The organism is Photobacterium angustum (assembly GCF_003026365.1).
GTDB lineage: Bacteria > Pseudomonadota > Gammaproteobacteria > Enterobacterales > Vibrionaceae > Photobacterium > Photobacterium angustum.
Map to the genome: position 1 here is coordinate 59,387 of NZ_PYOM01000014.1, position 25,377 is coordinate 84,763.

28 protein-coding genes and 1 other RNA gene are annotated in these 25,377 nt (G+C 42.6%); 7 read left to right on the plus strand and 22 right to left on the minus strand.

The window, feature by feature from the left end; translation table 11 throughout:
- Position 1: 1 nt before the first annotated feature.
- From mraY to rsmI, 9 genes are all read right to left on the minus strand, one after another.
- Entirely contained in the window at positions 2-1,084 is a 1,083-nt protein-coding gene (gene mraY, locus CTN01_RS15035) for a phospho-N-acetylmuramoyl-pentapeptide-transferase (RefSeq protein WP_045083948.1), read from the minus strand.
- Positions 1,084-2,466 (minus strand): UDP-N-acetylmuramoyl-tripeptide--D-alanyl-D-alanine ligase, encoded by a 1,383-nt coding sequence (murF, locus tag CTN01_RS15040; protein WP_045149803.1) that lies wholly within the window; start codon positions 2,464-2,466, stop codon positions 1,084-1,086. Before murF ends, mraY begins: the two co-directional genes overlap by 1 nt.
- Positions 2,463-3,980: a UDP-N-acetylmuramoyl-L-alanyl-D-glutamate--2,6-diaminopimelate ligase gene (gene murE, locus CTN01_RS15045; protein WP_045149802.1), complete on the minus strand. Its 1,518-nt coding sequence runs from the start codon at positions 3,978-3,980 to the stop codon at positions 2,463-2,465. The genes murF and murE overlap by 4 nt, the downstream gene beginning before the upstream one ends.
- 3 nt (positions 3,981-3,983) lie before the next feature.
- Entirely contained in the window at positions 3,984-5,741 is a 1,758-nt protein-coding gene (locus CTN01_RS15050; protein WP_045149801.1) for a penicillin-binding transpeptidase domain-containing protein, read from the minus strand.
- Between the two features lie 2 nt (positions 5,742-5,743).
- Entirely contained in the window at positions 5,744-6,064 is a 321-nt protein-coding gene (gene ftsL / locus CTN01_RS15055; protein WP_045083944.1) for a cell division protein FtsL, read from the minus strand.
- Complete coding sequence (rsmH, locus tag CTN01_RS15060) at positions 6,061-7,008, minus strand: 16S rRNA (cytosine(1402)-N(4))-methyltransferase RsmH (protein WP_045149800.1); 948 nt, start codon at positions 7,006-7,008, stop codon at positions 6,061-6,063. The genes ftsL and rsmH overlap by 4 nt, the downstream gene beginning before the upstream one ends.
- 14 nt (positions 7,009-7,022) lie before the next feature.
- Positions 7,023-7,481 (minus strand): division/cell wall cluster transcriptional repressor MraZ, encoded by a 459-nt coding sequence (mraZ, locus tag CTN01_RS15065; protein ID WP_045149799.1) that lies wholly within the window; start codon positions 7,479-7,481, stop codon positions 7,023-7,025.
- A gap of 266 nt (positions 7,482-7,747) precedes the next feature.
- Positions 7,748-8,136: RNase P RNA component class A (gene rnpB / locus CTN01_RS15070), an RNA gene on the minus strand.
- Between the two features lie 146 nt (positions 8,137-8,282).
- A complete protein-coding gene (gene rsmI / locus CTN01_RS15075; protein WP_045149798.1) occupies positions 8,283-9,143 on the minus strand; it encodes a 16S rRNA (cytidine(1402)-2'-O)-methyltransferase in 861 nt (286 codons plus the stop codon).
- A gap of 61 nt (positions 9,144-9,204) precedes the next feature.
- Here rsmI and CTN01_RS15080 point away from each other — a divergent pair, with 61 nt between their 5' ends.
- The 4 genes from CTN01_RS15080 to CTN01_RS15095 are packed head-to-tail and all read left to right on the plus strand — an operon-like array spanning position 9,205 to position 12,462.
- A complete protein-coding gene (locus CTN01_RS15080) occupies positions 9,205-10,971 on the plus strand; it encodes a penicillin-binding protein activator (RefSeq protein ID WP_045149797.1) in 1,767 nt (588 codons plus the stop codon).
- A complete protein-coding gene (locus tag CTN01_RS15085) occupies positions 10,964-11,323 on the plus strand; it encodes a YraN family protein (RefSeq protein WP_039872778.1) in 360 nt (119 codons plus the stop codon). Before CTN01_RS15080 ends, CTN01_RS15085 begins: the two co-directional genes overlap by 8 nt.
- Before the next feature lie 2 nt (positions 11,324-11,325).
- Positions 11,326-11,916 (plus strand): phosphoheptose isomerase, encoded by a 591-nt coding sequence (locus CTN01_RS15090; RefSeq protein WP_005371204.1) that lies wholly within the window; start codon positions 11,326-11,328, stop codon positions 11,914-11,916.
- 3 nt (positions 11,917-11,919) lie between these two features.
- Positions 11,920-12,462 (plus strand): BON domain-containing protein, encoded by a 543-nt coding sequence (locus CTN01_RS15095; protein WP_045083939.1) that lies wholly within the window; start codon positions 11,920-11,922, stop codon positions 12,460-12,462.
- Between the two features lie 62 nt (positions 12,463-12,524).
- On the opposite strand, the gene sspB is transcribed toward CTN01_RS15095, so the two are convergent.
- The 8 genes from sspB to zapE form a co-directional block, all read right to left on the minus strand.
- On the minus strand, positions 12,525-13,028 hold the full coding sequence (sspB, locus tag CTN01_RS15100) for a ClpXP protease specificity-enhancing factor (RefSeq protein ID WP_045149796.1): 504 nt from the start codon (positions 13,026-13,028) through the stop codon (positions 12,525-12,527).
- 1 nt (position 13,029) lies between these two features.
- Positions 13,030-13,668, minus strand: a complete 639-nt coding sequence (gene sspA, locus CTN01_RS15105; RefSeq protein WP_005371197.1) for a stringent starvation protein SspA — start codon at positions 13,666-13,668, stop codon at positions 13,030-13,032.
- 85 nt (positions 13,669-13,753) lie between these two features.
- Complete coding sequence (locus tag CTN01_RS15110) at positions 13,754-14,491, minus strand: cytochrome c1 (protein WP_005371195.1); 738 nt, start codon at positions 14,489-14,491, stop codon at positions 13,754-13,756.
- A complete protein-coding gene (locus tag CTN01_RS15115) occupies positions 14,488-15,753 on the minus strand; it encodes a cytochrome b (RefSeq protein WP_045149795.1) in 1,266 nt (421 codons plus the stop codon). Before CTN01_RS15115 ends, CTN01_RS15110 begins: the two co-directional genes overlap by 4 nt.
- Entirely contained in the window at positions 15,753-16,343 is a 591-nt protein-coding gene (gene petA / locus CTN01_RS15120; protein ID WP_045083936.1) for a ubiquinol-cytochrome c reductase iron-sulfur subunit, read from the minus strand. The genes CTN01_RS15115 and petA overlap by 1 nt, the downstream gene beginning before the upstream one ends.
- 373 nt (positions 16,344-16,716) lie before the next feature.
- The gene (gene rpsI, locus CTN01_RS15125) at positions 16,717-17,109 is read right to left on the minus strand and encodes a 30S ribosomal protein S9 (RefSeq protein WP_005371189.1); all 393 of its coding nucleotides are present in this window, start codon (positions 17,107-17,109) and stop codon (positions 16,717-16,719) included.
- A gap of 15 nt (positions 17,110-17,124) precedes the next feature.
- On the minus strand, positions 17,125-17,553 hold the full coding sequence (rplM, locus tag CTN01_RS15130) for a 50S ribosomal protein L13 (RefSeq protein ID WP_005371187.1): 429 nt from the start codon (positions 17,551-17,553) through the stop codon (positions 17,125-17,127).
- Positions 17,554-17,835: 282 nt separating this feature from the next.
- A complete protein-coding gene (gene zapE, locus CTN01_RS15135) occupies positions 17,836-18,939 on the minus strand; it encodes a cell division protein ZapE (protein WP_045149794.1) in 1,104 nt (367 codons plus the stop codon).
- A gap of 187 nt (positions 18,940-19,126) precedes the next feature.
- Between zapE and zapG the strand changes: the two genes are divergently transcribed.
- From zapG to degS, 3 genes are all read left to right on the plus strand, one after another.
- A complete protein-coding gene (zapG, locus tag CTN01_RS15140) occupies positions 19,127-19,585 on the plus strand; it encodes a Z-ring associated protein ZapG (RefSeq protein WP_005371182.1) in 459 nt (152 codons plus the stop codon).
- A 111-nt stretch (positions 19,586-19,696) separates the two neighbouring features.
- Positions 19,697-21,067: a Do family serine endopeptidase gene (locus CTN01_RS15145; RefSeq protein ID WP_045149793.1), complete on the plus strand. Its 1,371-nt coding sequence runs from the start codon at positions 19,697-19,699 to the stop codon at positions 21,065-21,067.
- A 130-nt stretch (positions 21,068-21,197) separates the two neighbouring features.
- On the plus strand, positions 21,198-22,280 hold the full coding sequence (degS, locus tag CTN01_RS15150; protein WP_045128613.1) for an outer membrane-stress sensor serine endopeptidase DegS: 1,083 nt from the start codon (positions 21,198-21,200) through the stop codon (positions 22,278-22,280).
- A 95-nt stretch (positions 22,281-22,375) separates the two neighbouring features.
- On the opposite strand, the gene murA is transcribed toward degS, so the two are convergent.
- The 5 genes from murA to mlaD are packed head-to-tail and all read right to left on the minus strand — an operon-like array spanning position 22,376 to position 25,349.
- On the minus strand, positions 22,376-23,626 hold the full coding sequence (murA, locus tag CTN01_RS15155) for a UDP-N-acetylglucosamine 1-carboxyvinyltransferase (RefSeq protein WP_045149792.1): 1,251 nt from the start codon (positions 23,624-23,626) through the stop codon (positions 22,376-22,378).
- Between the two features lie 11 nt (positions 23,627-23,637).
- A complete protein-coding gene (ibaG, locus tag CTN01_RS15160; RefSeq protein WP_005371165.1) occupies positions 23,638-23,892 on the minus strand; it encodes a BolA family iron metabolism protein IbaG in 255 nt (84 codons plus the stop codon).
- 19 nt (positions 23,893-23,911) lie between these two features.
- A complete protein-coding gene (locus tag CTN01_RS15165; protein ID WP_236688610.1) occupies positions 23,912-24,229 on the minus strand; it encodes an STAS domain-containing protein in 318 nt (105 codons plus the stop codon).
- Entirely contained in the window at positions 24,226-24,861 is a 636-nt protein-coding gene (mlaC, locus tag CTN01_RS15170) for a phospholipid-binding protein MlaC (RefSeq protein ID WP_005371162.1), read from the minus strand. Before mlaC ends, CTN01_RS15165 begins: the two co-directional genes overlap by 4 nt.
- A gap of 8 nt (positions 24,862-24,869) precedes the next feature.
- Entirely contained in the window at positions 24,870-25,349 is a 480-nt protein-coding gene (gene mlaD / locus CTN01_RS15175; protein ID WP_005371156.1) for an outer membrane lipid asymmetry maintenance protein MlaD, read from the minus strand.
- Between the last annotated feature and the right edge of the window lie 28 nt (positions 25,350-25,377).

Sequence of the window (25,377 nt, forward strand, 5' to 3'; positions counted from 1 at the left end):
TTTAACGAACCTTAAGCGTTGCTAACGCAATCAATACCAACATCAATGTAATAATCCAAAAGCGCACAATAACACGTGGCTCTGGCCAGCCTTTTAACTCGTAGTGGTGATGGATAGGCGCCATACGGAAGATACGTTGGCCGCGTAGTTTGTATGATCCTACTTGTAGAATTACCGATACGGTTTCCATTACAAACACACCACCCATGATCACAAGTAGTAGCTCTTGGCGAACAAGCACAGCAATAGTACCCAGTGCGCCACCCAATGCTAATGAGCCCACATCGCCCATAAAGACTTGGGCTGGATAAGTGTTAAACCATAAGAAACCAAGACCTGCCCCGACAATTGCGGTACACAGAATCACGAGCTCGCCAGCATTTTTAATGTAAGGAATATGAAGATATTCGGCGTAGTTAAAGTTACCTGTTGCCCATGCAATAAAAGCAAGGCCAGCCGATACCATTACGGTCGGCATAATCGCCAAGCCGTCAAGACCATCAGTTAAGTTAACTGCGTTACTGGTACCGACAATCACAAAGTAAGTCATGACGATGTAGAACAACCCTAGTTGTGGCATAACATCTTTAAAGAAAGGCACCACAAGCTGAGTCGCAGCAGTATCTTTACCGTATGCGTATAGTGCAAATGCAACAACAAGTGCAATCGCTGATTGCCAGAAGTACTTCCAGCGCGCAATCAAACCGTCCGTATTTTTACGGACAACTTTACGGTAATCATCAACAAAACCGACTGCACCATAACCCAACATGACCACTAAAACGGCCCAGACATAAGGATTGGATAAGTCACACCACAATAATACCGTAAATGTGATCGCAGCCAGGATCATGATACCGCCCATCGTTGGGGTACCACGCTTGCTAAAGTGTGATTCAGGACCTTCGTTACGTACGACTTGACCAATTTGCAACATTTGCAAACGGGCAATCATACGAGGCCCCATCCATAACGAAAACAGCAAGGCTGTCAGAATACTCATGATCGCTCGGAATGTTAGGTATTCGAACAATCTGAAAAAAGGGAGTGTTGACTGAAATTGTTCAGCTAACCAGTAAATCATTATTTATCTTCCTGCAAGGCTGCAATTACGTCTTCCATCTTTGAACTTCTTGCGCCTTTTACTAGCACAGTGACAGCCTCAGCATCAGGTTGACGAGAATATTGTTGTAATTGTTTTTTCAGTGACATGATTAGCGCACCTTTATCACTGAAATGTTGTCCTTGATTGCACTCACTAACCACAGCGCTGGAGTGACCAAACGTCATCACACAATCAAGCTGTTTTTCTAGAGCATATTCGCCCACTTCTCGGTGTAAATTATCACTTTCTTCACCCAGTTCAGCCATATCGCCAAAAATGAAGTAGCGCTTACCTTCAAAGCTTGCTAACACATCAATCGCTGCTTTTACCGCAGCAACACTGGCGTTGTAGGTATCATCAATCAGACGTAACCCTGCATAAGGCTCTGTAATATCAAGACGACCTTTGACATTCGCCATGGTTTCTAGCCCAGCTTTAACATCTGCTAATGTCGCCCCTAATGAGACGGTTAACGCAGCAGCAGCTAATGCATTTGACACATTATGCATTCCCGCAAGTGCTAAATTAATGTCGATCTTGCCGATTGGGGTGCACATTGTAAAACAGGCTAACCCTTGAGTGGTAATCTTTATCTTCTCAGCAAAATAATCCGCTTGATGCGAATCGGTCGAGAATGTTAATACTTGATGCTCTGCTAATAATGGCTGCCATAACGTTAAATCATTCGATTCAAGATTAATAATCGCAGTACCGTTTTGTACCAATCCTTCGAAGATTTCACCTTTTGCTTTTGCTACACCTTGTAGCGAGCCGAAACCTTCTAAATGTGCAGCCGCAATATTATTAATCAATGCCACATTCGGCTTAACTAAATTCGTGGTATACGAAATTTCATTTTGATGATTAGCACCAAGTTCAATAACTGCATATTGATATTCAGGCGTTAAACGCAATAACGTCAGTGGCGCACCAATGTCATTATTAAAATTACCGGCGGTTGCTAATACTTGACCTTTATTAGCCAAAATCGCAGCAGACATTTCTTTTACGGTTGTTTTACCGCAACTCCCGGTTAATGCTACTGTCTGTAAACCGTACTTTTCTGTCATTTGTGCTTTAAGCCACGCCCCCATCATCCCTAAAGCAATGCGTGTATCACTAACCACTAACTGTGGTAACTCAACAGGTAAGGGTTTACTTACCAACAGCGCTTTAGCACCGTTTTCTTTCGCTGTTTGACAAAAATCATGAGCATCAAAACGCTCACCCTTTAACGCGATAAATAACGTTTCTGATGGGATATTACGTGTATCTGTAGATACTGCAGCAATTGAAACATCAGCGCCAATTAACTCGGCATTTAATACCGATGCAAGCTGACTTAGTTGAACGTCAATCATGCCAATTCCTTTAATAATGCAGCTACCGTTTCGCGGTCAGAATGGTGAATAGTGCGATCAGCGAGAATTTGATAATCCTCATGCCCTTTACCTGCCACTAAGATAATATCTTGGTAAGAGGCGTGAGTAAGTGCATGACGACAAGCCGTTTCGCGATCATGAATAACGATTGCGAATTCTGGAGAAATAAGACCTGCAAGCATAGCGTCAACAATATCTTTAGGATCTTCACTGCGAGGATTATCGTCAGTCAGAATAATTTGATCTGCAAGGCGCTCGGCAACTTCAGCCATCATAGGGCGTTTACCGCTATCACGATCACCACCACAACCAAAAATACACCATAACTTACCGTCACAATGCACACGCAGTGCTTGCAATGCTTTCTCTAACGCATCTGGCGTATGAGCATAGTCGACCACCATCATGGCTTTGTCAGTGTCTTGAAAAACTTCCATACGTCCAATTACTGCTTGTAATTTCGGTGCTTTTTCAAGTAAATCAGCCATTGGATGGTTAGTCGCGAGTAATGTTGCTAACGCTAGCAACAAGTTAGTGGCATTAAATGATCCAACTAAAGGCGCGGTAAACTTACCTTGTCCCCAAGTCGAGTCAAATTCAATGGTGACACCTTGTGTGCTAAACCGAACATCTGTCGCCCACAGCTTTAGTCCTGCATGATTGGCAACCGCTTGTGGATCAATAGCTACAGCCACCGCATTCGGTATATCTTTAAGCCATGATGCCCCGACAGCATCATCTGCATTGATGATCGCTATCCCACTTTGATGTTCAGTGAACAATGACTTTTTAGCGTCAGCATAATTTTGCATGTTGCCATGATAATCTAAGTGATCACGACTTAAATTGGTAAAGATGCTCGCTTTGAAATGAAGATCACGGATACGACCTTGAACCAACCCATGTGATGACACTTCCATCGCAGCAAAATCTGCACCTTGCTCTACCAGTTGAGCTAAGGTTTGTTGAATTTCAATCGCGCTACCTGTGGTATTTGCAGCAGGTTTTAAATCAACTAACAAACCATTTCCGGTCGTCCCCATCACGCCAGCTTTGTAGCCAACAAGGTTCGCCCATTGTGCTAATAATTGACTGATGGTGGTTTTACCATTTGTTCCCGTAACGGCATACAGTGCCAGCTTTTGATCGCTATGATCAAAGAAACGTCCAGCAATTGCGGAAAGCTTCTGATTAAGATCCTGAAGATAAATAATATACACACCACCTTTAAGTGCTATATCACCTTCATTAGCGATCCCATCAGCCTCAGCAATAATCGCACTTGCACCAGCCTTTATCGCCGTTTCAATAAATCGACGACCGTCAACAGTATGTCCATTCACCGCTGTAAATAAACTTCCCTCGGTGACTTCTCTACTATCTAATGTTATCGCGTCAATCTGGCCTTCTGTAAGTTCAAGAGGCAACTTATCAATTGCCAGCCATGGTGATAACAGCGCCCCTAATTTCATCACACTCTTCGACGATGCCATTATTTAGACTCCCTTATCCACATCAACTTTATGCAACGTATCGGCATCTGGCGGCACATTTAAAATCTGTAAAGCGCTGCCTAATACTTTTGACAGAATTGGCGCAGCAACAGCACCACCATAGAAAACTTTACCTTTAGGCTCATTAACCATAACGACGATCGCTAAACGTGGGTTACTGATCGGTGCAACACCGACGGTATAGGAGAAATAATCATCACCGTAACCACCAGCAATCGCTTTTTTCGCAGTACCCGTTTTCACACCAACACGGTAACCAGGAACGGTCGCACGCCAGCCACCGCCACCACCCTTTTTGTCAGTTACTGATTCAATCATTAACAAGACTTTCTTAACAATCGCTGGATCGAGCACTTGCTCACCCGGGACGACTCTTTCAGTTTTTAGTATTGATAGTGGACGCTTAATGCCATACGCACCCAGCGTAGTGTAAGCATGAAGCAACTGAATCGGCGTTAACGATAAGCCGTAACCGTACGCTAACGTTGCACGTTCAATATCAGACCAACGGTAACGGTTAGGGAAGTGGCCCGTTGTTTCACCAATCAAGTTAATACCTGATGGCTCATCAAAACCGACTTTACGATACGTATCAAGGATGTAGTCAACAGGCATAGCGAGTGACAACTTGGTCACACCGATGTTACTCGATTTTTGTAGAATGCGTTGTACCGTCGCTAACGGTTCAACACGTGAAACGTCGGTTATAACCTTACTTCCAACACGGAAGTGCTTACTTTGAGGGATCGCAATTAAGGTATGTTCATTCGCAATACCGTGTTTCATCGCGGTATACACGACAAACGGCTTAACCGTAGAGCCTGGTTCAAAAGTATCGGTAATAACACGGTTACGCATCTTATATGGCTGACGATCATTACGATTGTTTGGGTTAAACGACGGCGCGTTGACCATTGCCAAAATTTCACCAGTACGCACATCTGATATGGCGATACTAACTGACGTAGCTGGGATATCCATCACGCCTTCTTTTGCAGCTCGATACGCGACAGCCTGAATTCTTTGATCAATGCTGAGCTGTAATGGCTTACCTGGTTGACGATTTTTTTGGGAAATATTTTCAACCACGCGACCATAACGGTCTTTACGTACGGTACGTCGCCCCGGCTCACCAGTTAACCAACCATCATAGGTTTTCTCAACACCATCAAGACCATGGCCATCAATACCAGTAAAGCCTAATAAGTGCGCACTAACTTCACCTGAAGGATAAAAACGACGAGATTCATCTTTTAAGCCAATACCGGGAAGTTTTAATTTATGGACATAATTTGCCATCGCGGGGCTAACTTGACGGGCAAGATAAATAAAGCGGCGATTTTTCTTTGTTTCTAATTCATGTAAGAGCCAAGTGCGATCGAGATCTAACACATCAGCTAATGCGTGCCATCGCTCTACATCACTTAACCCACCATGCTTAAATATTTCTGCCGGGTTAGCGAATACAGCTTGAACAGGCACACTAACAGCCAACTGTTCACCGTTACGATCAGAGATAATACCGCGCGCAGAAGGCATCAACTTAGTACGTAAAGAACGCGCATCACCTTCTTGAATAAGGCGACCCGGTTCAAGTACCTGAATATAAGCGGCACGAGCAATTAAGCCGAAAAATCCTAACAGGATAAAAATACAAACAACAGTAAAGCGCCATTTAATAAATGGTTTGGCTTTCTTGGTTACGCTATTTTTCGACGTCGAACGATTGAATAATTTCATGTTTATTGGATAACAATTTCACTATCAGCGGATGGTCGTTGCATTTTGAGTTCAGTCTCAGCTAATCGTTCAATACGACTGTGCTCTGCAAGCGAATTTTCTTCGAGGATCTGATTTCGCCATTCCACATCATATCCTTCACGTTCAGTTAACAATTGTTCTTGTTTCACAATTTGCTGGCGTGTGTCATGGGTGATGTACACCACTGACAATGCTGATGCGAGAATAATAAAAGAAAGAATGAGAGGAACAAGCCCGACAGTGACGAGATCACGTCCAATCAGGCGAGCCAGATTCAATGATGATTCTGTAGGTTGCTTCATAGACGCTCAGCCAACCGAAGTACAGAGCTACGCGCTCGCGTGTTATACCCTAATTCATCTTGAGAAGGTTTAATCGCTTTGCCTACCGTCTTAAGTGCGGCGCTACCTAAGGCTTTAATTTGCTCTTCAGTAAGCGGTAAACCTGCTGGAACTTCAGGTCCTTTGCTCTGTTTACGAATAAAGCGTTTTACCATACGATCTTCTAAGGAGTGGAAACTGATCACTGATAAACGACCTTCAGGAGCTAAAATATTCACCGCACCGTTTAGCGCTGTTTCAATTTCATCTAACTCACTGTTGATGTAAATACGAATCGCTTGGAAACTACGCGTTGCTGGGTGTTTGTGCTTATCTTTAAACGGCGATACTGCTGCAATTAAGCTCGCTAATTCACGAGTACGTGTTAGTGGCTCTTTTTCTAGATTTTCACGGTGTTCAACAATACCGCGAGCAATACGCTTGGCAAAACGCTCTTCACCAAACTCTTTTAGTACCCATGCAATATCATCCGCTTCCGCTTCTGCCAACCATTCAGCAGCTGACTGACCCGATGTCGGATCCATACGCATGTCAAGCGGGCCATCTCGCATAAAGCTAAAACCGCGTTCTGCATCATCCAATTGCGGTGATGACACACCTAAATCCAGTAACACACCATCAACACGACCAATTAAATCACGCTCTTCCATGTATTTTTCCATGCCAGAGAATGGGCCATGGATAATTTCGAAGCGAGGATCATCAATCTTCTGAGCTTCAGCAATCGCTTGAGGATCTCGGTCAATACTGTAAAGACGACCATTCTCACCTAAATGAGAAAGAATAAGGCGACTGTGTCCCCCACGGCCAAAGGTACCATCGATATAAATACCGTCGGGTTTAATTGCTAATCCGTCTACAGATTCATTAAGTAAAACGGAAACGTGCTCAAATTGTTCAGACATAAATATAAGTTCAGCTAAAGTGAAAGCTCACTAAGGCGCGATGACTGTGTTATCGCATCCTCAGCCTGAAGGTTGATATCGTGTTCAATTTGCTGTTGCCACAAAGATTCAGACCAAATTTCAAATTTATTTAATTGGCCTACAAGCATGATCTTATCTTGTAAGTGCGCGTATTGTCGTAAGGTAGCAGGAAGTAGGATTCGTCCCTGCCCATCCATATCACATTCACTAGCGTGGCCGAGTAACAAACGTTGAATTCGACGCTCCGCAGGATGAAGGCTTGATAATGTCGCTAACTTCGCTTCAATGTGTACCCATTCATTAATGGGATAGAGCAACAAGCAAGAAAACTGGTGATCAATAGTGCATACGAATAAGCCATCGCAATGATTTATTACCTCAGCACGATAACGCTTAGGGATCGCAATGCGTCCTTTGTTATCGAGCGATATAACCGCTGCGCCTCTTAACATTCACATGCCCATTCAATGATACTAAAAATCAGCCGTAGTAACCGACTTTAGCAGAATTAAAAACAAAGAGAATGAGACAGCACCACTTTTCCCCACAAATTCCCACCATAAAGTGTACGTATGAGACAAAAACGATGTCAAGCGTCTGACAGTAATTCAAACAGAGTTCTAACACACTCTGTAGTCATCAAGCGAAAGTTATGTTTATGCGGGAATAAGACGAAAAAAAGGTGGTGTTTGTTATCCAAACACCACCTTCTCTAAATGTAGGGAGTCGGTCGATAAGCCGGGTTTTGTTCCGCTTGCGCGGCGGCAATCATTCGTCTAGGTCTGCAATCGCTCACAGACTCAAGCAACCTACCCGTCCCCAACGCGGGCCGCGCCATTAGGGACCTATTTGGTCTTGCTCCGGGTGGAGTTTACCCTGCCACAAACTATTACTAGCTGCGCGGTGCGCTCTTACCGCACCCTTTCACCCTTACCTGTGCACTATTGCAAGCAATAGGCCATCGGCGGTTTGCTCTCTGCTGCACTTGTCGTGGGCTTGCGCCCCCCAGACGTTATCTGGCACCCTGCCCTGTGGAGCCCGGACTTTCCTCCCCTTCATCAGTCTCCCAAAGGACATCAATGAAGCAGCGATTACCTGACCAACTCCGGCACGAATTGTATAAGACAACGATCACAGTTACTAGCGAAAAACGAAACAAAATTACAGCTTGACTAAAAAAACAGCAAAAAAGCCAATTATCATCAAGTTTTGTCATATAACCCAGAAAAAATTAGCAGCTGTTAATTTTATTTTTAGCCTAGGTTTTCTAAACCCCACTTATACAGCGCATTCTTTTTCGCACCATGAATTTCCGCCGTTAATGCGGCAGCTTTTTTCAATGGTAATTCTTTGACTAACAAGCCCAGTGTGCGTAATGATTCTGCTGATAGCTCTTCTTTTTGCGCGCGATGACCCGCGACTAAAACCACCATCTCACCACGAACACGATTACTGTCTTCAGCAAGCCACTCAATTAACTCTCCTAATGGTGCACCATAGATTGTTTCATAAGTTTTTGTTAACTCACGCGCTAATACTACTTGGCGTTCAGCACCAAGCACGGCTAACATATCACTCAGGGAATCATTAATACGATGTGGCGATTCGTAAAAAATTAACGTGCGCTCATCATTTGCTAACGCTTGAAAGCAGTCTCGGCGACCTTTACTTTTAGGGGGTAAAAAGCCCTCAAAGCTAAATCGGTCTGACGGTAAGCCTGCGCCACTCAATGCAGTGATAACTGCACATGGGCCTGGTAATGGCACAACTTTAACACCAGCTTGACGACAGCGATTAACAAGATGATACCCTGGATCACTGATCAGCGGCGTACCAGCATCTGATACTAAAGCAATACTGGTACCTGACTGAAGCTTTTCAATCAAGAAGTCAGCTTTTTGCTGCTCGTTATGATCATGAAGCGCAAAGGTGCGGGTTGAGATAGAGAAATGGGATAACAAGCGTGATGTATGACGAGTATCTTCTGCAGCAATCAAATCTACATTTGCTAACACGTCTAATGCTCGTTGTGTTATATCAGCCAAATTACCGATGGGTGTAGGTACGATGTATAACGTAGCAACATCAACCATGCTTGAATTGGTTTCACTCATTTGTCTTAGATCTCATCTGCAATTAATATCAAGAGTAATTTGTCACAGTTGAATGAATTCAATGCCCAATTTTACCCATAAGCGTAAAAGTGTATCACGACTAATGGCGCCTGTAGCCCTTGCTGTTATTTTAGCGGGCTGTAGCGCACCAAACCTGTACAATCAGCAGGCTCCATTAACGGATATCACTGCGGCAGCCGCTCAAAGCTCAGCCGCCTACCTCAGTAAAGCTCAAGCCAGCGAAGGTGCCGAGCGTATTAACTGGGAAATATTAGCCCTTAAAGCAATGATAGAAGAAGGTAAATGGCAGCAAGCTGACCAACAAGTTACCAAGCTATCACAGCAATCTATGAGCCCTTTGCAAATTGCTGAATGGCAACTTGCTCGTGCTGCGATCCGTTATCATCAAGGGCAATACCAAGAAGCGCTTAATAGTTTAAACTTCCAACCATCTTGGCAGTTAACTAAAAGTCAGTACCAACGCTATTACACTTTCCGTGCTGAATTATTAGATCAACTTAATCATAAATTTCAAGCTGCCCGTGAGCGTAGCAAACTTGATTTTTACTTAAGCAGCGATCAAAAAGCAGCTAACTGGAATAACCTATGGAATGATTTATCCGGTTACTCCAACACACAACTTAGCAACGTAAAAATTGGTAGTGATGAAGGCGTTTTGAAAGGCTGGGTTGAGCTTGCCATGCTTAAAAATAGCGCTAGCCGTCAACCTGGAAAGCTAAAAGATGCGGTTGAACAATGGTTAAGCCAACATCCGTACCATCCTGCTAATCAATACTTACCCGCTGAACTTGAAGCGGTAATGAACCTTAAAGCCATTAAGCTGGACCGTGTTGCCTTGCTTTTACCACTATCAGGTCGCTTTGCCGCACAAGGTAAAACTGTTCGTGATGGCTTTATTGATGCGATGATGGATGATGCTGACAGAAGCGCTGATACAAATCTTAATATCTATGATACAGACGCAGAATCAATGGCTTCTATCATGGCGAAGTTACAGCAAAATGGCACTCAATTTGTTGTCGGTCCACTGCGTAAGGATAAGATTTCAGAGTTTCAACAAGATAACACTACACACATCAATACGTTGGCGTTAAATATGCCACCTGAAATTAACAGCAGCCACCCTAACGCGTGTTATTTTGCCCTATCGCCAGAGCAAAGTGCAGAGCAAGCTGCAGAGCATATTTTCAGTGAAGGTCATCGAAACCCTGTCGTACTTGTCCCCTCAAACAGTTATGGTCAGCGCGTAAGTACCGCCTTTAATCAAGAGTGGACGAGCTTAAATAGTCAGCCAGCACAGGTGGCTACATTTGGTGCAAGTGACGAGATACCACAGCAAATTCGTCAGGTATTTGGGCACGCTCCCGGTAGTAAGACAGATGCGATATATATCGTTGCTAGCAAAAATGAATTGATAACTATCAAACCATTTATTGAAGCATCATTGCCGCCAAGTGGTAACCCACCACAAATTTATGTCAGCTCTCGAAGCAACCCTGACCGCAAAGGGTACTCTCCAGAAATCCGCGGTGTAGAGATTGGTGATATACCACTTCTTATCAATCCACCGACAAGTTATATGGAGCGTTTCAACCAATTGTGGCCTAATGAAGGTAATACCAGTATTCGCCTTCATGCTTTTGGTATGGATGCTTACCTTTTAAGTAACGAATTGCCACAATTACGCGTGATGAGTGACTACACGACACAAGGCGCTACAGGTAAATTAAGTGCTAATAGCCAATGTGTGATCCATCGTCAAATAGACTGGGGTAAATTCACTGTCGACGGTATACAGCCTGAATAAACGACAACAAGGACAAACTTATGAACGGATGGCGGAACAGTTTCTGTCTCGCCACCGTCTTAAGCTTATCGAACGAAATTTTAGCTGTCGCGGTGGTGAAATTGATTTAATTATGCGACAAGGTAAATGTTTTGTCTTTATTGAAGTAAAATACCGGACACATCGCCATTTCGGTTCAGCTTCAGAAGCGGTGAATTGGCATAAACAACAAAAAATAAAACGCACCGCCCTTTTTTGGTTACAAAAAAATGGCTTTTCAATCGATCAAACCGAATGTCGGTTTGATGTCGTGACAATTGAAGGTCAAGAACACCATATTGAGTGGCATACCAACATCTTAGTTGAAGGTTAATCATGCTAGACAGCATTCGCGAAAGTTTTACCGAAAGTATTCAAACTCAAATTGCAGCAGCAGAAGCACTTCCAGACTCCATCTCAAAAGCCGCCCAAGTCATGGTGCAAAGCCTATTAAACGGCAATAAGATTTTATGTTGCGGTAATGGCGGCTCAGCTGCTAATTCACAACACTTTGCTTCATGTCTTATTAATCGTTTTGAAACTGAGCGCCCAAGCCTTCCCGCTTTAGCATTAACTGCTGACACAACAATTCTGACAGCGATTGCTAATGATTATCACCACGACGAAGTGTTTTCAAAACAAGTGCGCGCACTCGGTCAGGCCGGTGATATTCTGTTTGTATTATCAACCAGTGGTAATAGCAAAAACATTATCAAAGCAATGGAAGCGGCACTTACACGTGATATGACGATCATCGCCTTAACAGGTAAAGATGGTGGCGAAATGGCGGGGTTACTTGGTATACAAGATGTTGAAATTCGTATTCCGTCTCAACGTACCGCGCGCATTCAAGAAGGCCACTTACTAACAGTACATTGCTTGTGCGATCTTATTGACCAAGTACTCTTCCCGCACCACGAAGGATAATAAATGAACTGGGTATGCCGCCTATTGCTAATTTTTATCCTTGTATTACAAGGATGTTCGAGTTTTTCCACCCAAGATCCACGAGATCTAGAACAACATTGGCAAGATCAAAAAGTAGAAATGGATATTGCGGGTCTGGCAAATAGCCGCCAATTTACTCGCTCAATCAGTGCTAACAGTATATCGCTTAACGGTAAAGTACTTCTGATAGGTCAGGCCACTTCTGCCGCCGCAAAAACACAATTTGGTCAGCAGGTTAAGCATATTGATAATGTAAAAGATCTTTATAACCAGCTTGAAGTGAGACCTTTACTTAGCGTAGGTGATATTAGTTATGATGCTTGGCTAACCACCAAGGTTAAATCTCAACTTATCGCAAGTAAGCAGTTAACGGGAGCGGTAATACAAGTGATCAGCGAGGGCGGTCAAGTCTACCTTTTAGGCTATGTTACGCCACGTCAAAAAGAAATAGCGATTAATATTGCGCGAAATATCAATGGTGTTAAAAAAGTTGTGACATTATTCGAACCGAGTCAAAATCGCTAATCGCCCTTTATCGATATAAAAAAACGCAGCCTATTGGCTGCGTTTTTATTAAAGGAAACTATCTATTTAACAACACGTAAGCTTGGACGACCGCGAGGACGTGGCGGCTCATCATCAGGCTCATCACCGGCAGTTTCAGTTTCACTAACCACGGCAAATGGAGAGCTAGGCTCTGATGTTTCATCAATCATATCTTCGATATCATCAACATCATCAAAGACTGGCATATCTGATTCATAGCTAGGCTCTGGCTCAAACATTGTTCCTGCTCCGTTTTCACGCGCATAAACAGCAAGCACAGCGTACATAGGTACGATAACAGAATGTGGACGACCACTAAAACGCGCATTAAAGCTAACCGCTTCATTACCCAGTTCTAAATTACCCACAGCACGAGGAGCAACGTTTAGGATGATTTGACCATCACTAACGAACTCCATTGGTACTTGTACACCTGGTAATGTTGCATCAACAACCAAGTGTGGAGTGAGATCGTTATCCACTAACCAATCATAAAATGCCCGCAACAAATAAGGACGACGCGGTGTCATTTTTTCCATATCCATATTACTGGCCAGCTAAACGCATTTCACGTTCAGCTTCAGTCAATGAAGCTAGGAATGAGTCACGTTCAAATACACGTGTCATGTAAGTTTTCACTTCTTTTGCGCCAGCACCACTTAGTTCAATACCCATTTCAGGTAGACGCCATAGTAGTGGAGCAAGGTAACAGTCAACCAAGCTGAACTCATCACTCATGAAGAATGGGAATTCTGCAAACACTGGTGCTAATGCAAGTAACTCTTCACGTAATTGCTTACGTGCTTTGTCAGCTTCATCGGCAGTGCCAGTATTAATCTTCTCTGCAAGTGAGTACCAGTTACGCTCAACACGGTACATCATTAGACGGCTGTTACCACGAGCAACAGGGTAAACCGGCATTAGAGGTGGGTGAGGAAAACGCTCATCCAAGTACTCCATAATGATGTTCGCTTGGTATAGTGCTAATTCACGATCAACCAATGTTGGAACTGACTGGTATGGATTCAGCTCTAACAGATCTTCAGGTAGATTCAATGGATCAACCAGCTCGATTTCAACACTAACACCTTTCTCGGCTAGTACGATACGCACCTGATGGCTGTAGATGTCTGAAGCATCAGAATACAGAGTCATCACAGAGCGTTTATTGGCAGCAACAGCCATCAACCCCTCCAGTATATTTAATACACAAAAAGCAATGGAGGCTTAAGCCCCCATTGCGAGATTCTTAACCCACTAGATTACCTTATCAGTGGACATCACGCCAATATTCTTTCTTCAACAATACTGTTAAAACAAAGAATACCGCAATAAAGCCCATTACCCACAAGCCCATTCGCTGTCGTTCCAGTTTCATTGGCTCTGCAGAGTAATCAAGGAAGTTAACCAAATCACGCACCATGTCGTTATATTCTTCGGCGTTCAACTCTCCAGTACCATCAGATTCGATCCCAACAAACTCTTGAACTTTCTCACCGTCAATCATTTTGGTCTCAAATGCTTTATGTGGTGCACCTTGTAACTCTTCGAGAACATGTGGCATACCTACACTTGGGAACACTAAATTATTGACACCAAATGGACGACTAGGATCAGCATAAAAGGATCGTAAGTAAGTATAGAGCCAATCAGTACCTCGAACACGCGCAACCAAAGTTAAGTCAGGAGCAGGTGCACCGAATGAGGCTGCCGCATACTCTGTTGAAATCGCATTTGTCATCAAATCACCAATTTTGGCATTTTGATCAAAAATCAAATTCTCTTTCATTAACTTTGGTGGAATACCAAGATCTTCTGCCACTCGCTCGTAGCGTTGATATTGGGTTGAATGACATCCAGAGCAGTAATTCATGAATGTCTTTGCGCCACGTTGAAGTGATGCTTTATCTGTTAAGTCATTATTCGCCGCATCTAAAGGTACGTTGCTTCCTGCTGCAAAGGCAAAAGTAGGAAGCATTACCAGCAGCGTTACAATCAATTTTTTCATTTGAATGTCACCCTCTCTGGCAGCGGTTTTGTTACCTCATTCTTACTGTAAAAGAACAATAAAATGAAGAACATAAAGTAAGCAAAGCTAAAAATCTGTGCAAGCAATGTATAAGTAGGTGTTGCAGGTAACGTACCTAAAATACCTAGTGCAATAAAGCTTATAGTGAACTGACAAATATTGATAAAATGCACTTTGCTACGATAACGGAAAGAACGAACTCTACAGCGATCGAACCACGGTAACAGGAATAAAAAGACAATCGATGCTCCCATTGCCGCCACACCTAATAACTTATCGGGTACCGCACGCAAAATCGCATAGAACGGCGTGAAATACCAAACTGGCGCAATGTGCTCAGGAGTTTTTAGTGGATTTGCAGCTTCAAAGTTTGGCGGCTCAAGAAAGTATCCCCCCATTTCGGGGTTAAAAAAGATCACGTAGCTAAAGAAAAAGGCGAAAACAGCAACACCAATCAGATCTTTAACTGTTCCATAAGGATGAAATGGGATGGAATCAATGATGTCATACTTGTTACTGTAGTATTCATGAAAACGAAATTGTGTTTTATACCCTTCACCTTTAGAGCTCTTCGGCAATTTTGTCTCAATTCCATCAGGGTTATTTGAACCCACTTCATGAAGTGCTAATACGTGTAATACAATCAAAAGTAGCAATACGATGGGTAATGCAATTACATGTAATGCAAAGAAACGGTTGAGCGTTGCCCCTGAGACAACATAATCCCCTCGGATCCAGAGAGTTAGATCGTCACCGATTACAGGTATTGCACCAAATAGCGAAATAATTACCTGTGCGCCCCAGAATGACATTTGTCCCCACGGCAACAAATATCCCATGAACGCTTCAGCCATAAGAATGAGAAAAATCAACATACCGAATAACCACAGTAGCTCACGAGGCTTTTGATAAGATCCGTAGATCAAGCCGCGGAACATATGCAGATAAATCACCACAAAAAATGCGGAAGCGCCTGTTGAGTGCATATAACGCAGCAGCCAGCCATACTCTACATCTCGCATGATATATTCAATGGAAGCAAATGCCCCCTCACCTGATGGTACATAGTTCATAGTTAGCCAGATCCCTGTTACGATCTGATTAACAAGCACCAACATGGCAAGAGAACCAAAGATGTACCAAAAGTTGAAATTTTTCGGCATCGGATATTCAGATAAATGCTTTCTATAAGCATTCGTGACGGGTAAACGTTTTTCAATCCAACCTAATAGCGCGTTCATTATACGGCCTCCCCATCAACACCAACGATAATCGTGTTGTCATCTAAGAATTGATATGGAGGTATCACGAGGTTCAATGGTGCAGGCACACCTGCAAACACACGACCTGCCATATCAAATGTAGAGCCGTGACATGGGCAGAAGAACCCTGACGATACGCCATTTACTTGTTCATTAAAGCTATCGGGTAAATAAGTTGGAGAACAGCCAAGGTGAGTACAAATACCCAAGGCTAAAAAGATTTCAGGCTTTACTGAACGGAATTCATTTTGTGCATAAGATGGCTGCTGAGGTTCTTCTGATGAAGGATCTCGCAATTCACCATCATGGGTACTTAATTCTTGTAAAACAGCCTTGCTGCGACGAACAACCCACACAGGTTTGCCTCGCCACTCAACACGAACCATTTGTCCATCTTCTAATTTACTGATATCAACTTCGACAGGGGCACCGGCGGCTTTTGCTTTTGCACTCGGATTCCATGATTTGATAAAAGGAACGGCAACAGCTGCAGCTCCTAACCCGCCAACAACCGAGGTTGTTACGGTCAGAAAGCGACGTCGTCCTTTGCTTACTGGCGCATTGCTCATCCAATATTCTCCCTTACTCCCGACTTGGATTATTATGTCCTTATGTGTCCCTGGAGTTACGGCTAAGTTCCAACAAAAAGGTAACAGTAAAATTACAAAATAAAACTATTTCCAACATAAAAAGGATATGTAACAGACCATATTTTGACAAGTTAAAGCTACTTTTTTGCAATAAATGTGAGAAAAGCGTTCTTTTTATAACCCAAGGATAACGTCGTTACTTAAAACTAATCTTTTACAGTATAAAGAGCGGTGAGAAATGAAGGGAACAAGGTAGGAAGTTGATTGCTTACTTATTAATAAATAAAAAAAAGCCCAACCCGAAGGTTGAGCTTTCTGTACACAGTAACCAGATAAAATCTGGAAGCGAAAATTAACGCTTAGAGAACTGTGGACGACGACGTGCTTTACGTAGACCAACTTTCTTACGTTCAACGCAACGAGCGTCGCGAGTAACGTAGCCAGCTGCACGTAGAGCAGGACGTAGAGTTTCATCGTACTCCATAAGAGCGCGAGTGATACCGTGACGGATTGCACCAGATTGACCAGTGATACCACCACCTTTAACAGTGATGTATAGGTCTAGGTTCTCTGTCATTTCAACAAGCTCTAGAGGTTGACGAACAACCATACGTGCTGTTGGGCGACCGAAGTATTCTTCGATGCTACGCTTGTTGATAACGATGTTGCCAGTACCCGGTTTGATGAAAACGCGAGCTGCTGAGCTTTTACGGCGACCAGTGCCGTAGTATTGATTCTCTGCCATTGTCATAATTCCTAATTAGATGTCTAGTACTTTAGGCTGTTGTGCAGCATGGTTGTGCTCAGTACCTGCGTAAACTTTTAGCTTACGGTACATAGCACGGCCTAGAGGACCTTTAGGAAGCATGCCTTTAACAGCAGTTTCAATAACCATTTCTGGTTTCTTGTCGATTAGCTTATCAAAGCTGATTGACTTAAGGCCGCCGATGTAGCCAGTGTGGTGGTGGTACATTTTATCTGTACGCTTGTTACCAGTAACTGCTACTTTCTCAGCATTGATAACTACAATGTAGTCACCAGTGTCAACGTGTGGAGTGTACTCCGGCTTGTGCTTACCACGTAGACGAGAAGCGATTTCAGTTGCAAGACGACCTAGAGTTTTACCTTCAGCGTCAACAACATACCAGTCACGTTTTACAGTTTCTGGTTTAGCAACGAAAGTTTTCATGCTAATTAATACCCAATAATTTAAATAGTTTCACTTACTAGAACCATCAAATGATGATCCCTCTGTATAAGAGCCCAGTCATCACCCCTTCGAGTGGTTGGCACTCCAGGCTTTCGCCTTCACAGGTACGGTGGGTCGCAAGATTATAGGGAAGGGTGAGGAAAAAATCACCTCTTTTCCTAAAAAAAAATGTCTTTTTTTCTTATTAGCTACAATTTAAGGCAAAAGCAGTCGATAAATGCTGATTATCGTTAAATACGATATCCGTTAACGAAACGGTTTCTATGCTAAATGCGGCTTTGCCAAGTAATCATGGCTTTGCATTTCGATTAAACGTGAACAGCATCGCTTAAACTCAAAGGTTAATAGCCCTTGTTGATAAAGTTGTTCAAGAGGTACTGCCGCAGAGATAATTAAAGTAACATTTCGCTCATAAAACTCATCAACCATGGCGATAAAGCGTCGTGCAGCATCGTCTTCCTGCTCCGTAATTTGCGGCACCTCAGATAGAATAACCGTATGATAGATTTGTGCTATTTCCATGTAATCATTTTGACTACGTGACGTTTGGCATAATTGGTTAAAACTGAACTGCACAACACCATCCGCTTCTCGCTGCACCATCAATTGCCGAGCATTAATTGTGATCATTGTTTGCTGATTACGAGGCTCTGAGGTTAATTGTTCGAAATAACGTTTTAAATTCTCTGTTGCACATTCATCTAATGGGTAATGGTAAATCTCAGCTTGTTCTAATGTACGCAAGCGATAATCAATACCAGCATCAACATTCACTATCTCACAATGCTGTTCTATCAATGCGATAGCCGGTAAAAATCGCGCACGTTGCAAACCATTTCGATATAACTCTGGTGGTGGAATATTTGATGTCGCGACTAAGCTAATTCCTCGCTTGAATAACGCTTCAAGCAAGGTTCCTAAAATCATTGCATCGGTAATATCAGAAACAAAAAACTCATCAAAACAAATAATGTCTGTTTCTTGTTTGAATTTATCAGCAACGTGCTCAAGTGGATTTTCAACACCATCTAATTTTTTTAATTCATGATGAACACGATGCATAAACCGGTGAAAATGCATACGAGTTTTACGTTCTAGTGGTAAGCAGTCATAAAAAGTATCAACAAGATAAGTTTTACCTCGCCCTACCCCGCCCCAAAAATATAATCCTTTCACTGGCACAATATCTGCTTGAGTTGAATTGGATTTAAAATAACGTTGGATAAAAGACAGTTTAGGCTCAGGTTTAGGCGCTAATATACGATGGTATAAATTATCAAGATGGGAAACGGCATTCGCTTGTGCGGGATCTGCAAAGAAATCCGTTTTCTGTAAATCGAGTTGATACTTTTCTAGTGGCGTCATTCTAACCTTACCTGTTACATCCGTGAGTTATCTCTAATTATGAGAGGCAGAGCCACTACATAACTCTTACATCATATTTATTGAGTATCATGTCGCTTAACCTCACGGTATAGTAACGTGACAGCCATCGTTGATAAACATTGATACACGAATATTCGTATACGTATAAGTCACAAGGAGTTTATTCATGACCATGACTTGGGCAATTATTATATTTTTAGCAGGGATCTTAATTGGTGCTCTTGCTGTTCGTCTAACAAACAAAAGTGTAAAACAGCAAAAAACACTCAAAAAAGAGCTTGATAAGTCAAAGTACGAGCTTGAACAGTTCCGCCAAGAACTTGTTGATCACTTTGCTCGCAGTGCAGATTTACTCGACAATGTTGCTAAAGATTACAGCAAACTTTATGAGCATATGGCAAAGACTTCTACCGAGTTAATGCCAAACCTTCCAGCACAAGATAATCCTTTTGCAAAACGCATCACTAGCTTAGAAGCTGTGAAAGACGAGCCAAAAGAGGATGAGAGTGTTGAGCAAGCACCTCGCGATTATGCTAATGGCGCGACGGGATTATTTAAAGGTGAAAACACCGCAGTAACAGAAGAAGAAAAAGCTCAGCTACATGCCGAGCCAAAAGCGAGTTAACTGTCACATTTATTCACTTTCACTTGCTATTTATTCGTAAAAGAGTGAGTGAAAGTGAACTTTGACTTCTTTTTATAGGTCTTAATGTCACTTGTAAACTGGAGTTCTATAATGATTAAAAAGCCTTTTCTTGTTCTTACTGCGTTAGCATTAGGTATCAGTTCTGCTATTACCCCAGTAACTGCAACTGCTGCATTACCTACCTCAGTTAATAGTCAACCTATACCAAGCCTTGCACCAATGTTGGAGCAAGTCACACCCGCGGTTGTTAGTATTGCCGTTGAAGGTAAGCACGTTTCTAAGCAGCGTTTACCTGAATCTTTCCGTTATTTTTTTGGTCCAGACTTTCCTTCTGAACAAGTCCAAGAGCGTCCATTTAGAGGTTTAGGCTCTGGGGTTATTGTTGATGCAAAGAAAGGCTATATCGTCACTAACCATCATGTTATTGATGGTGCAGATAAAATCAGTGTTCAACTTTTTGATGGGCGCGAAATCGATGCCAAACTTATTGGTAGCGATGGCATGTCCGATATTGCATTACTACAGATAGACAAACCAGAAAACTTAACGGAAGTAAAACTGGCGAACTCCGATAAGTTGCGTGTTGGTGATTTTGCTGTCGCAATTGGTAACCCATTTGGTTTAGGTCAAACAGTAACATCAGGGATTGTCTCTGCACTAGGTCGTAGTGGCTTAAATATCGAGAACTTTGAAAACTTTATTCAAACGGATGCTGCAATCAATAGCGGTAACTCAGGCGGTGCATTAGTTAACCTCAATGGTGAGTTAATTGGTATTAACACTGCGATTGTAGGACCTAATGGCGGTAATGTCGGTATTGGCTTTGCTATTCCCTCCAATATGATAAAAAGTTTAACGGATCAAATCTTAGAGTTTGGTCAAGTAAAACGCGGAATTTTGGGGGTTCAAGGCGGTGAATTAACTGCAGAGCTTGCTAAAACCTTCGGGTATTCAACTAACCACGGTGCATTTGTTAACCAAGTTATGCCTGACTCTTCTGCTGAAAAAGCGGGGCTGAAAGCAGGTGATATCATTACCGAAGTAAACGGTAACCCTATCCGTACCTTCAGTGAGTTACGAGCGAAAATTGCGACTATGGGCGCAGGTAAGGCGCTAACTTTAGGTATTATTCGCGACGGCAAAAAGCAAACCGTTAATGTAACCTTAAAAGCGGCAAGTGAAAATAAAGTGAAGGCTGATAATCTTCACCCTAGCCTAGCCGGTGCTGAATTTACCAACACTGTTGCTGGCGATAAAGTCAAAGGGGTTAAGGTATCAAAACTTGATGAGCGCTCTATCGCTGCACGTTATGGCCTACAAAAAGGTGACATTATTATCGGTCTTAACCGTAATAAGATAAATAACCTCGGAGAACTTCGTAAAGCACTTGAAGCAAAACCTGATGTGCTTGCGATGGAAGTCAAACGTGGTAACAACGTCCTGTATCTGATCATTAGATAACAATACGTTTATCATTAACCTTCAAATAAAGTCAGGGTGAAATGGTGCTCTGACTTTATTATTGGTCTCTCTAAGTATGAATGGTATTCTTCTTGCCACTCATTCTCTTGTATTATTTTAAGGACTCTTGATGTTGGCTTTTCTTGGTCGTTCTATTTTGCTCGGCCTTATCACAGCATGTGTTGTACTTGTTGCTGTACCAAGTTTGCGCCCATCATCACCGGTGTCTTTACCCCAATTAGACGATGCGCCTGCCCCTTTATCATTTAACTACGCAGTTAAACGCGCTTCGCCTGCGGTTGTGAATATTTATAACCGTCGCTATGAAAATAATGAATCACGACCAGAGCCAGAGTTAATCACCCAAGGATTAGGATCGGGTGTGATCATGAGTGATAAAGGCTATATCGTGACTAACTATCACGTAGTCGCCAATGCGGATCAAGTCATTGTCGCACTGCAAGATGGCCGTATTTTAAACGCACAACTGATCGGCTTAGATCAATTAACCGATCTCGCTGTTTTGAAAATTAATGCTGATCATTTACCCGTGATCCCAGTTAACCCTGAATACAAAGCGGCAGTAGGTGATGTCGTTCTTGCCATAGGTAACCCCTATAATCTTGGTCAAACAACAACTTTTGGTATTATTTCAGCAACAGGGCGTTCAGGCATGAGCTTTTATGGACCACAAGATTTTCTCCAAACGGATGCTGCGATTAACCGTGGTAATTCTGGTGGGGCATTAGTTAATACCCATGGGGAGCTCATAGGTATTAATACCGCATCTTTTCAACAAGCAACGAATATTGAAACCAACGGTATTTCATTTGCTATCCCTTACCAACAAACTATCAAAATTATGAATAAACTAATCGCTGATGGGCGCGTTATCCGTGGTTGGATTGGTATTCAAGGGCGTGAGATTAACCCAGTGATGGCAAGACTGTATGATGCTAAGCAAGTAAATGGGATTATCGTAGAAGGCATGGATCCAAACGGCCCAGCGTCAAAAGCAGGCTTTCAGAAAAATGATATTGTGGTAGAGATTGCAGGTAAACAAGTTAATAATGTACAAAGCGTTAACGATATTATTACAGATATACGCCCAGGTACGAATGTAAATGTGAAAATTCTACGTGATGGAAAACCAATGATCATTCCCGTAAAGGTCGCTAATCGTCCTGCCTCTGAGAATAAGCCGATACGGTAGTCGTCATTACCAGATACTAACTATAAAAAAACGCCTCACATGTCATGTGAGGCGTTTTTTTTGTTTAGACGTTTCTTACTTAAAAATAAGACATCTTAGATACGTTCGATGTTCATACCTAATGCGCTAAACTTCTGCTCGATAAACTCGTAACCACGGTCGATATGGTAAATACGATCAACAATCGTCTCACCTTTCGCAATGCTACCTGCAATTACAAGACTTGCTGATGCACGTAAATCTGTTGCCATCACTTGAGCACCGCTTAAACCATCAGTATCACCACAAATAACAGTGTTACCTTCAATCTCAGCGTGAGCACCCATACGAATTAACTCAGGGATATGCATGAAACGGTTTTCAAAAATCGTTTCAGTAATAATACCTGTGCCTTTAGCAATGAGGTTCAATAGTGAGAATTGCGCTTGCATGTCTGTTGGGAAACCTGGGTGTGGCGCTGTACGGATATTTACCGCTTTAAGCTCACGTCCTGTCATGTTAAGGCTGATCCAGTCTTCACCAGTTTCAACCAATGCGCCAGCTTCTTCAAGCTTTGCTAATACCGCTTCCATTAATTCAGGCTTGGTATTACGGCACATAATCTTGCCACCAGAAACAGCAGCAGCAACAAGGAAAGTTCCCGTTTCAATACGATCAGCAACCACTTCGTGGTAACCACCACCAAGACGCTCAACGCCTTCAATAGTAATGGTTGCAGTACCTGCACCTGAAATTTTCGCGCCAAGTGCATTTAAAAATGCAGCTGTATCTTCAATTTCAGGCTCACGTGCTGCATTTTCAATAACAGTTGTGCCTTCAGCTAATGTTGCTGCTGACATAATAGTTACTGTCGCACCAACACTGACTTTATCCATCACGATATGTGCGCCTTTTAGGCGGCCATCAACACTCGCTTTCACGTAGCCTTCATCAAGCGTGATTGTTGCGCCTAATTGCTCTAAACCTACAATATGAAGATCAACAGGGCGTGCGCCAATCGCACAACCGCCAGGTAGTGAAACCTGACCTTGACCAAAACGAGCAACCAATGGGCCAAGCGCCCAGATAGAAGCACGCATCGTTTTCACTAAATCGTACGGTGCACAAAACTCATTCACATCACTTGCATCGATATGAACAGAGCCATTACGTGATACTTTTACGCCTAAACGAGAAAGTAGCTCCATTGTGGTATCGATATCACGTAATTTTGGAACATTTGCAATTTCTACAGGCTCTTCAGCAAGCAAAGCGGCGAATAAAATCGGCAATGCTGCATTCTTAGCGCCAGAAATTGACACTTCACCGCTTAGTGGACCACCGCCCTGAATACGAAACTTCTGCATCATTTACCTCGTTATAACGACATTAGCTTTTTATCACGCATCCATTCTTCAGGTGTATACGTTTTGATACTTAATGCGTGAATGTCGTTTGCTGCAATTCGATCCATCAACGGACCATAAATAGTTTGTTGTTTTTTCACTCGGCTCATGCCGTCAAAAATAGTACTCACTGCAATAACTTCGTAGTGACTACCTTCACCTTTAACAATCACTTCATCAAGATCTAAGGCGTTTTCTAAAATTTGTTTAATCTCGGAAATTTCCACAAGCTATCCTCTCTAAAGCTCACTTAATGCTAGCGGCTAAAATGGGTTCAACATGGCTCAAGCGTAACAATGTTTTTAGCTGCTCGGGCACATTAAGCAGGGTGAAGTCACATCCTGCGCTGCTTAATTGCTGGTGAAGATGCAATAACATCACCATGCCAGCTGAGTCGACTCGACTCAAACCACCTAGATCGAGCAAGACCTTGTTTGACTCAGGTACCCACTCGTTTCTACGTCGCCAAAAAGCTGGCACTGTGTCACGTTCTAAACAACCTGACAAGCAATATTGGTCATTACCGAGAGCTTGCCATTTGATCTTATCCTCAGACATGATCATTTTTTCTCGATCTGAATTGGCTTAGCAGCAAGATCTCGTAGGTTTTGCGTTACCGCATCAATTCCTTTAGTTCGAAGCTCACCGCTCCACTCGCTTTGCTTAGTCGAAATCATACTGACTCCTTCAGCAACCATGTCAAATCCTTGCCATTCTTTTGTCTTTTTGTTTAAACGAAGCTTAAAATCAAGACGAATAGGTGGGCGTTGATGATCAACAATATCAACGCGTACTGACACGATACTGCGATCAGCGGGAACTGCTTTGGCAGGCTCAATCTGAATTTTCTGATCGGTATACTGCGTTAACACCTGAGCATAAGATGCCACTAAATATTCAGTGAATGCTTCCGTAAATGCATCACGTTGCTCTGCGGTAGTTTTCTTTAAATTTGAACCCAGCACTTTATATGCGGCATAACGTGTATTGATATAAGGCAATAGCTCTTTTTTAACAATAATACGTAACTCTTCAGGGTTCGCTTGGATCTTCGGTTGCTCTGCTTTTAAGGTCTTAAATAACTGAATAGAAACTTTATCCATCATAGTATATGGATTCGTCTGATCGATTGTTGCAGCCTGCACCAACATCGGTAGGGCAAGAAAAGCCAGCATTAGGCATCGTAAAAATTTCATAGGTGCTCCTAGTCTTTTTTGTCACCGCCAATGCTATATAGCACTTGGCCTATCATATCTTCTAATACTAACGCAGATTTCGTGTCTTCAATAAGATCGCCGTTATGTAACATCTCGACATCGTCATCAACAAACCCAGGAGAAATACCTAAATACTGCTCACCTAAAAGGCCAGATGTTAAAATTGAAGCCGAGCTAGTTTCAGGGAAATAACCAAATTTTTTGTTTATCGATAAAGTAACCATCGGAATGTAGGTTTCTTTATCAAGGTTAATAGCTGTCACTTCACCAACGGTTACACCACCTACCTTCACGGGAGAGCGTACTTTTAAACCACCGATATTATCGAAATGGGCTTTTAATGTGTAACTTTCATTACTACCAAAGCTTTGTAGGTTAGCAACTTTGAAAGCTAACACTAATAATGCTGCAATTCCGGCTAACATAAAAATGCCAACCCACAGTTCTAAACGTTTATTTTGTTGCATGCTTTTATCCATTTAATTTGTTTTGTCA

Excerpts from the sequence above, each read along its gene's own strand:
- CTN01_RS15115 (WP_045149795.1), bottom strand. The coding sequence starts at position 15,753 with ATGAACGCGCTATTAGGTTGGATTGAAAAACGTTTACCCGTCACGAAT.
- CTN01_RS15050 (WP_045149801.1), bottom strand. The coding sequence starts at position 5,741 with ATGAAATTATTCAATCGTTCGACGTCGAAAAATAGCGTAACCAAGAAA.
- murE (WP_045149802.1), bottom strand. The coding sequence starts at position 3,980 with ATGGCATCGTCGAAGAGTGTGATGAAATTAGGGGCGCTGTTATCACCA.
- rsmH (WP_045149800.1), bottom strand. The coding sequence starts at position 7,008 with ATGTCTGAACAATTTGAGCACGTTTCCGTTTTACTTAATGAATCTGTA.
- CTN01_RS15080 (WP_045149797.1), top strand. The coding sequence starts at position 9,205 with ATGCCCAATTTTACCCATAAGCGTAAAAGTGTATCACGACTAATGGCG.
- sspB (WP_045149796.1), bottom strand. The coding sequence starts at position 13,028 with ATGGATATGGAAAAAATGACACCGCGTCGTCCTTATTTGTTGCGGGCA.
- rsmI (WP_045149798.1), bottom strand. The coding sequence starts at position 9,143 with ATGAGTGAAACCAATTCAAGCATGGTTGATGTTGCTACGTTATACATC.
- petA (WP_045083936.1), bottom strand. The coding sequence starts at position 16,343 with ATGAGCAATGCGCCAGTAAGCAAAGGACGACGTCGCTTTCTGACCGTA.
- rplM (WP_005371187.1), bottom strand. The coding sequence starts at position 17,553 with ATGAAAACTTTCGTTGCTAAACCAGAAACTGTAAAACGTGACTGGTAT.
- degS (WP_045128613.1), top strand. The coding sequence starts at position 21,198 with ATGTTGGCTTTTCTTGGTCGTTCTATTTTGCTCGGCCTTATCACAGCA.
- zapG (WP_005371182.1), top strand. The coding sequence starts at position 19,127 with ATGACCATGACTTGGGCAATTATTATATTTTTAGCAGGGATCTTAATT.
- murA (WP_045149792.1), bottom strand. The coding sequence starts at position 23,626 with ATGCAGAAGTTTCGTATTCAGGGCGGTGGTCCACTAAGCGGTGAAGTG.
- mraY (WP_045083948.1), bottom strand. The coding sequence starts at position 1,084 with ATGATTTACTGGTTAGCTGAACAATTTCAGTCAACACTCCCTTTTTTC.
- CTN01_RS15090 (WP_005371204.1), top strand. The coding sequence starts at position 11,326 with ATGCTAGACAGCATTCGCGAAAGTTTTACCGAAAGTATTCAAACTCAA.
- CTN01_RS15095 (WP_045083939.1), top strand. The coding sequence starts at position 11,920 with ATGAACTGGGTATGCCGCCTATTGCTAATTTTTATCCTTGTATTACAA.
- CTN01_RS15165 (WP_236688610.1), bottom strand. The coding sequence starts at position 24,229 with ATGATCATGTCTGAGGATAAGATCAAATGGCAAGCTCTCGGTAATGAC.
- CTN01_RS15110 (WP_005371195.1), bottom strand. The coding sequence starts at position 14,491 with ATGAAAAAATTGATTGTAACGCTGCTGGTAATGCTTCCTACTTTTGCC.
- zapE (WP_045149794.1), bottom strand. The coding sequence starts at position 18,939 with ATGACGCCACTAGAAAAGTATCAACTCGATTTACAGAAAACGGATTTC.
- ftsL (WP_045083944.1), bottom strand. The coding sequence starts at position 6,064 with ATGAAGCAACCTACAGAATCATCATTGAATCTGGCTCGCCTGATTGGA.
- rpsI (WP_005371189.1), bottom strand. The coding sequence starts at position 17,109 with ATGGCAGAGAATCAATACTACGGCACTGGTCGCCGTAAAAGCTCAGCA.
- mlaC (WP_005371162.1), bottom strand. The coding sequence starts at position 24,861 with ATGAAATTTTTACGATGCCTAATGCTGGCTTTTCTTGCCCTACCGATG.
- murF (WP_045149803.1), bottom strand. The coding sequence starts at position 2,466 with ATGATTGACGTTCAACTAAGTCAGCTTGCATCGGTATTAAATGCCGAG.
- mraZ (WP_045149799.1), bottom strand. The coding sequence starts at position 7,481 with ATGTTAAGAGGCGCAGCGGTTATATCGCTCGATAACAAAGGACGCATT.
- sspA (WP_005371197.1), bottom strand. The coding sequence starts at position 13,668 with ATGGCTGTTGCTGCCAATAAACGCTCTGTGATGACTCTGTATTCTGAT.
- mlaD (WP_005371156.1), bottom strand. The coding sequence starts at position 25,349 with ATGCAACAAAATAAACGTTTAGAACTGTGGGTTGGCATTTTTATGTTA.
- CTN01_RS15145 (WP_045149793.1), top strand. The coding sequence starts at position 19,697 with ATGATTAAAAAGCCTTTTCTTGTTCTTACTGCGTTAGCATTAGGTATC.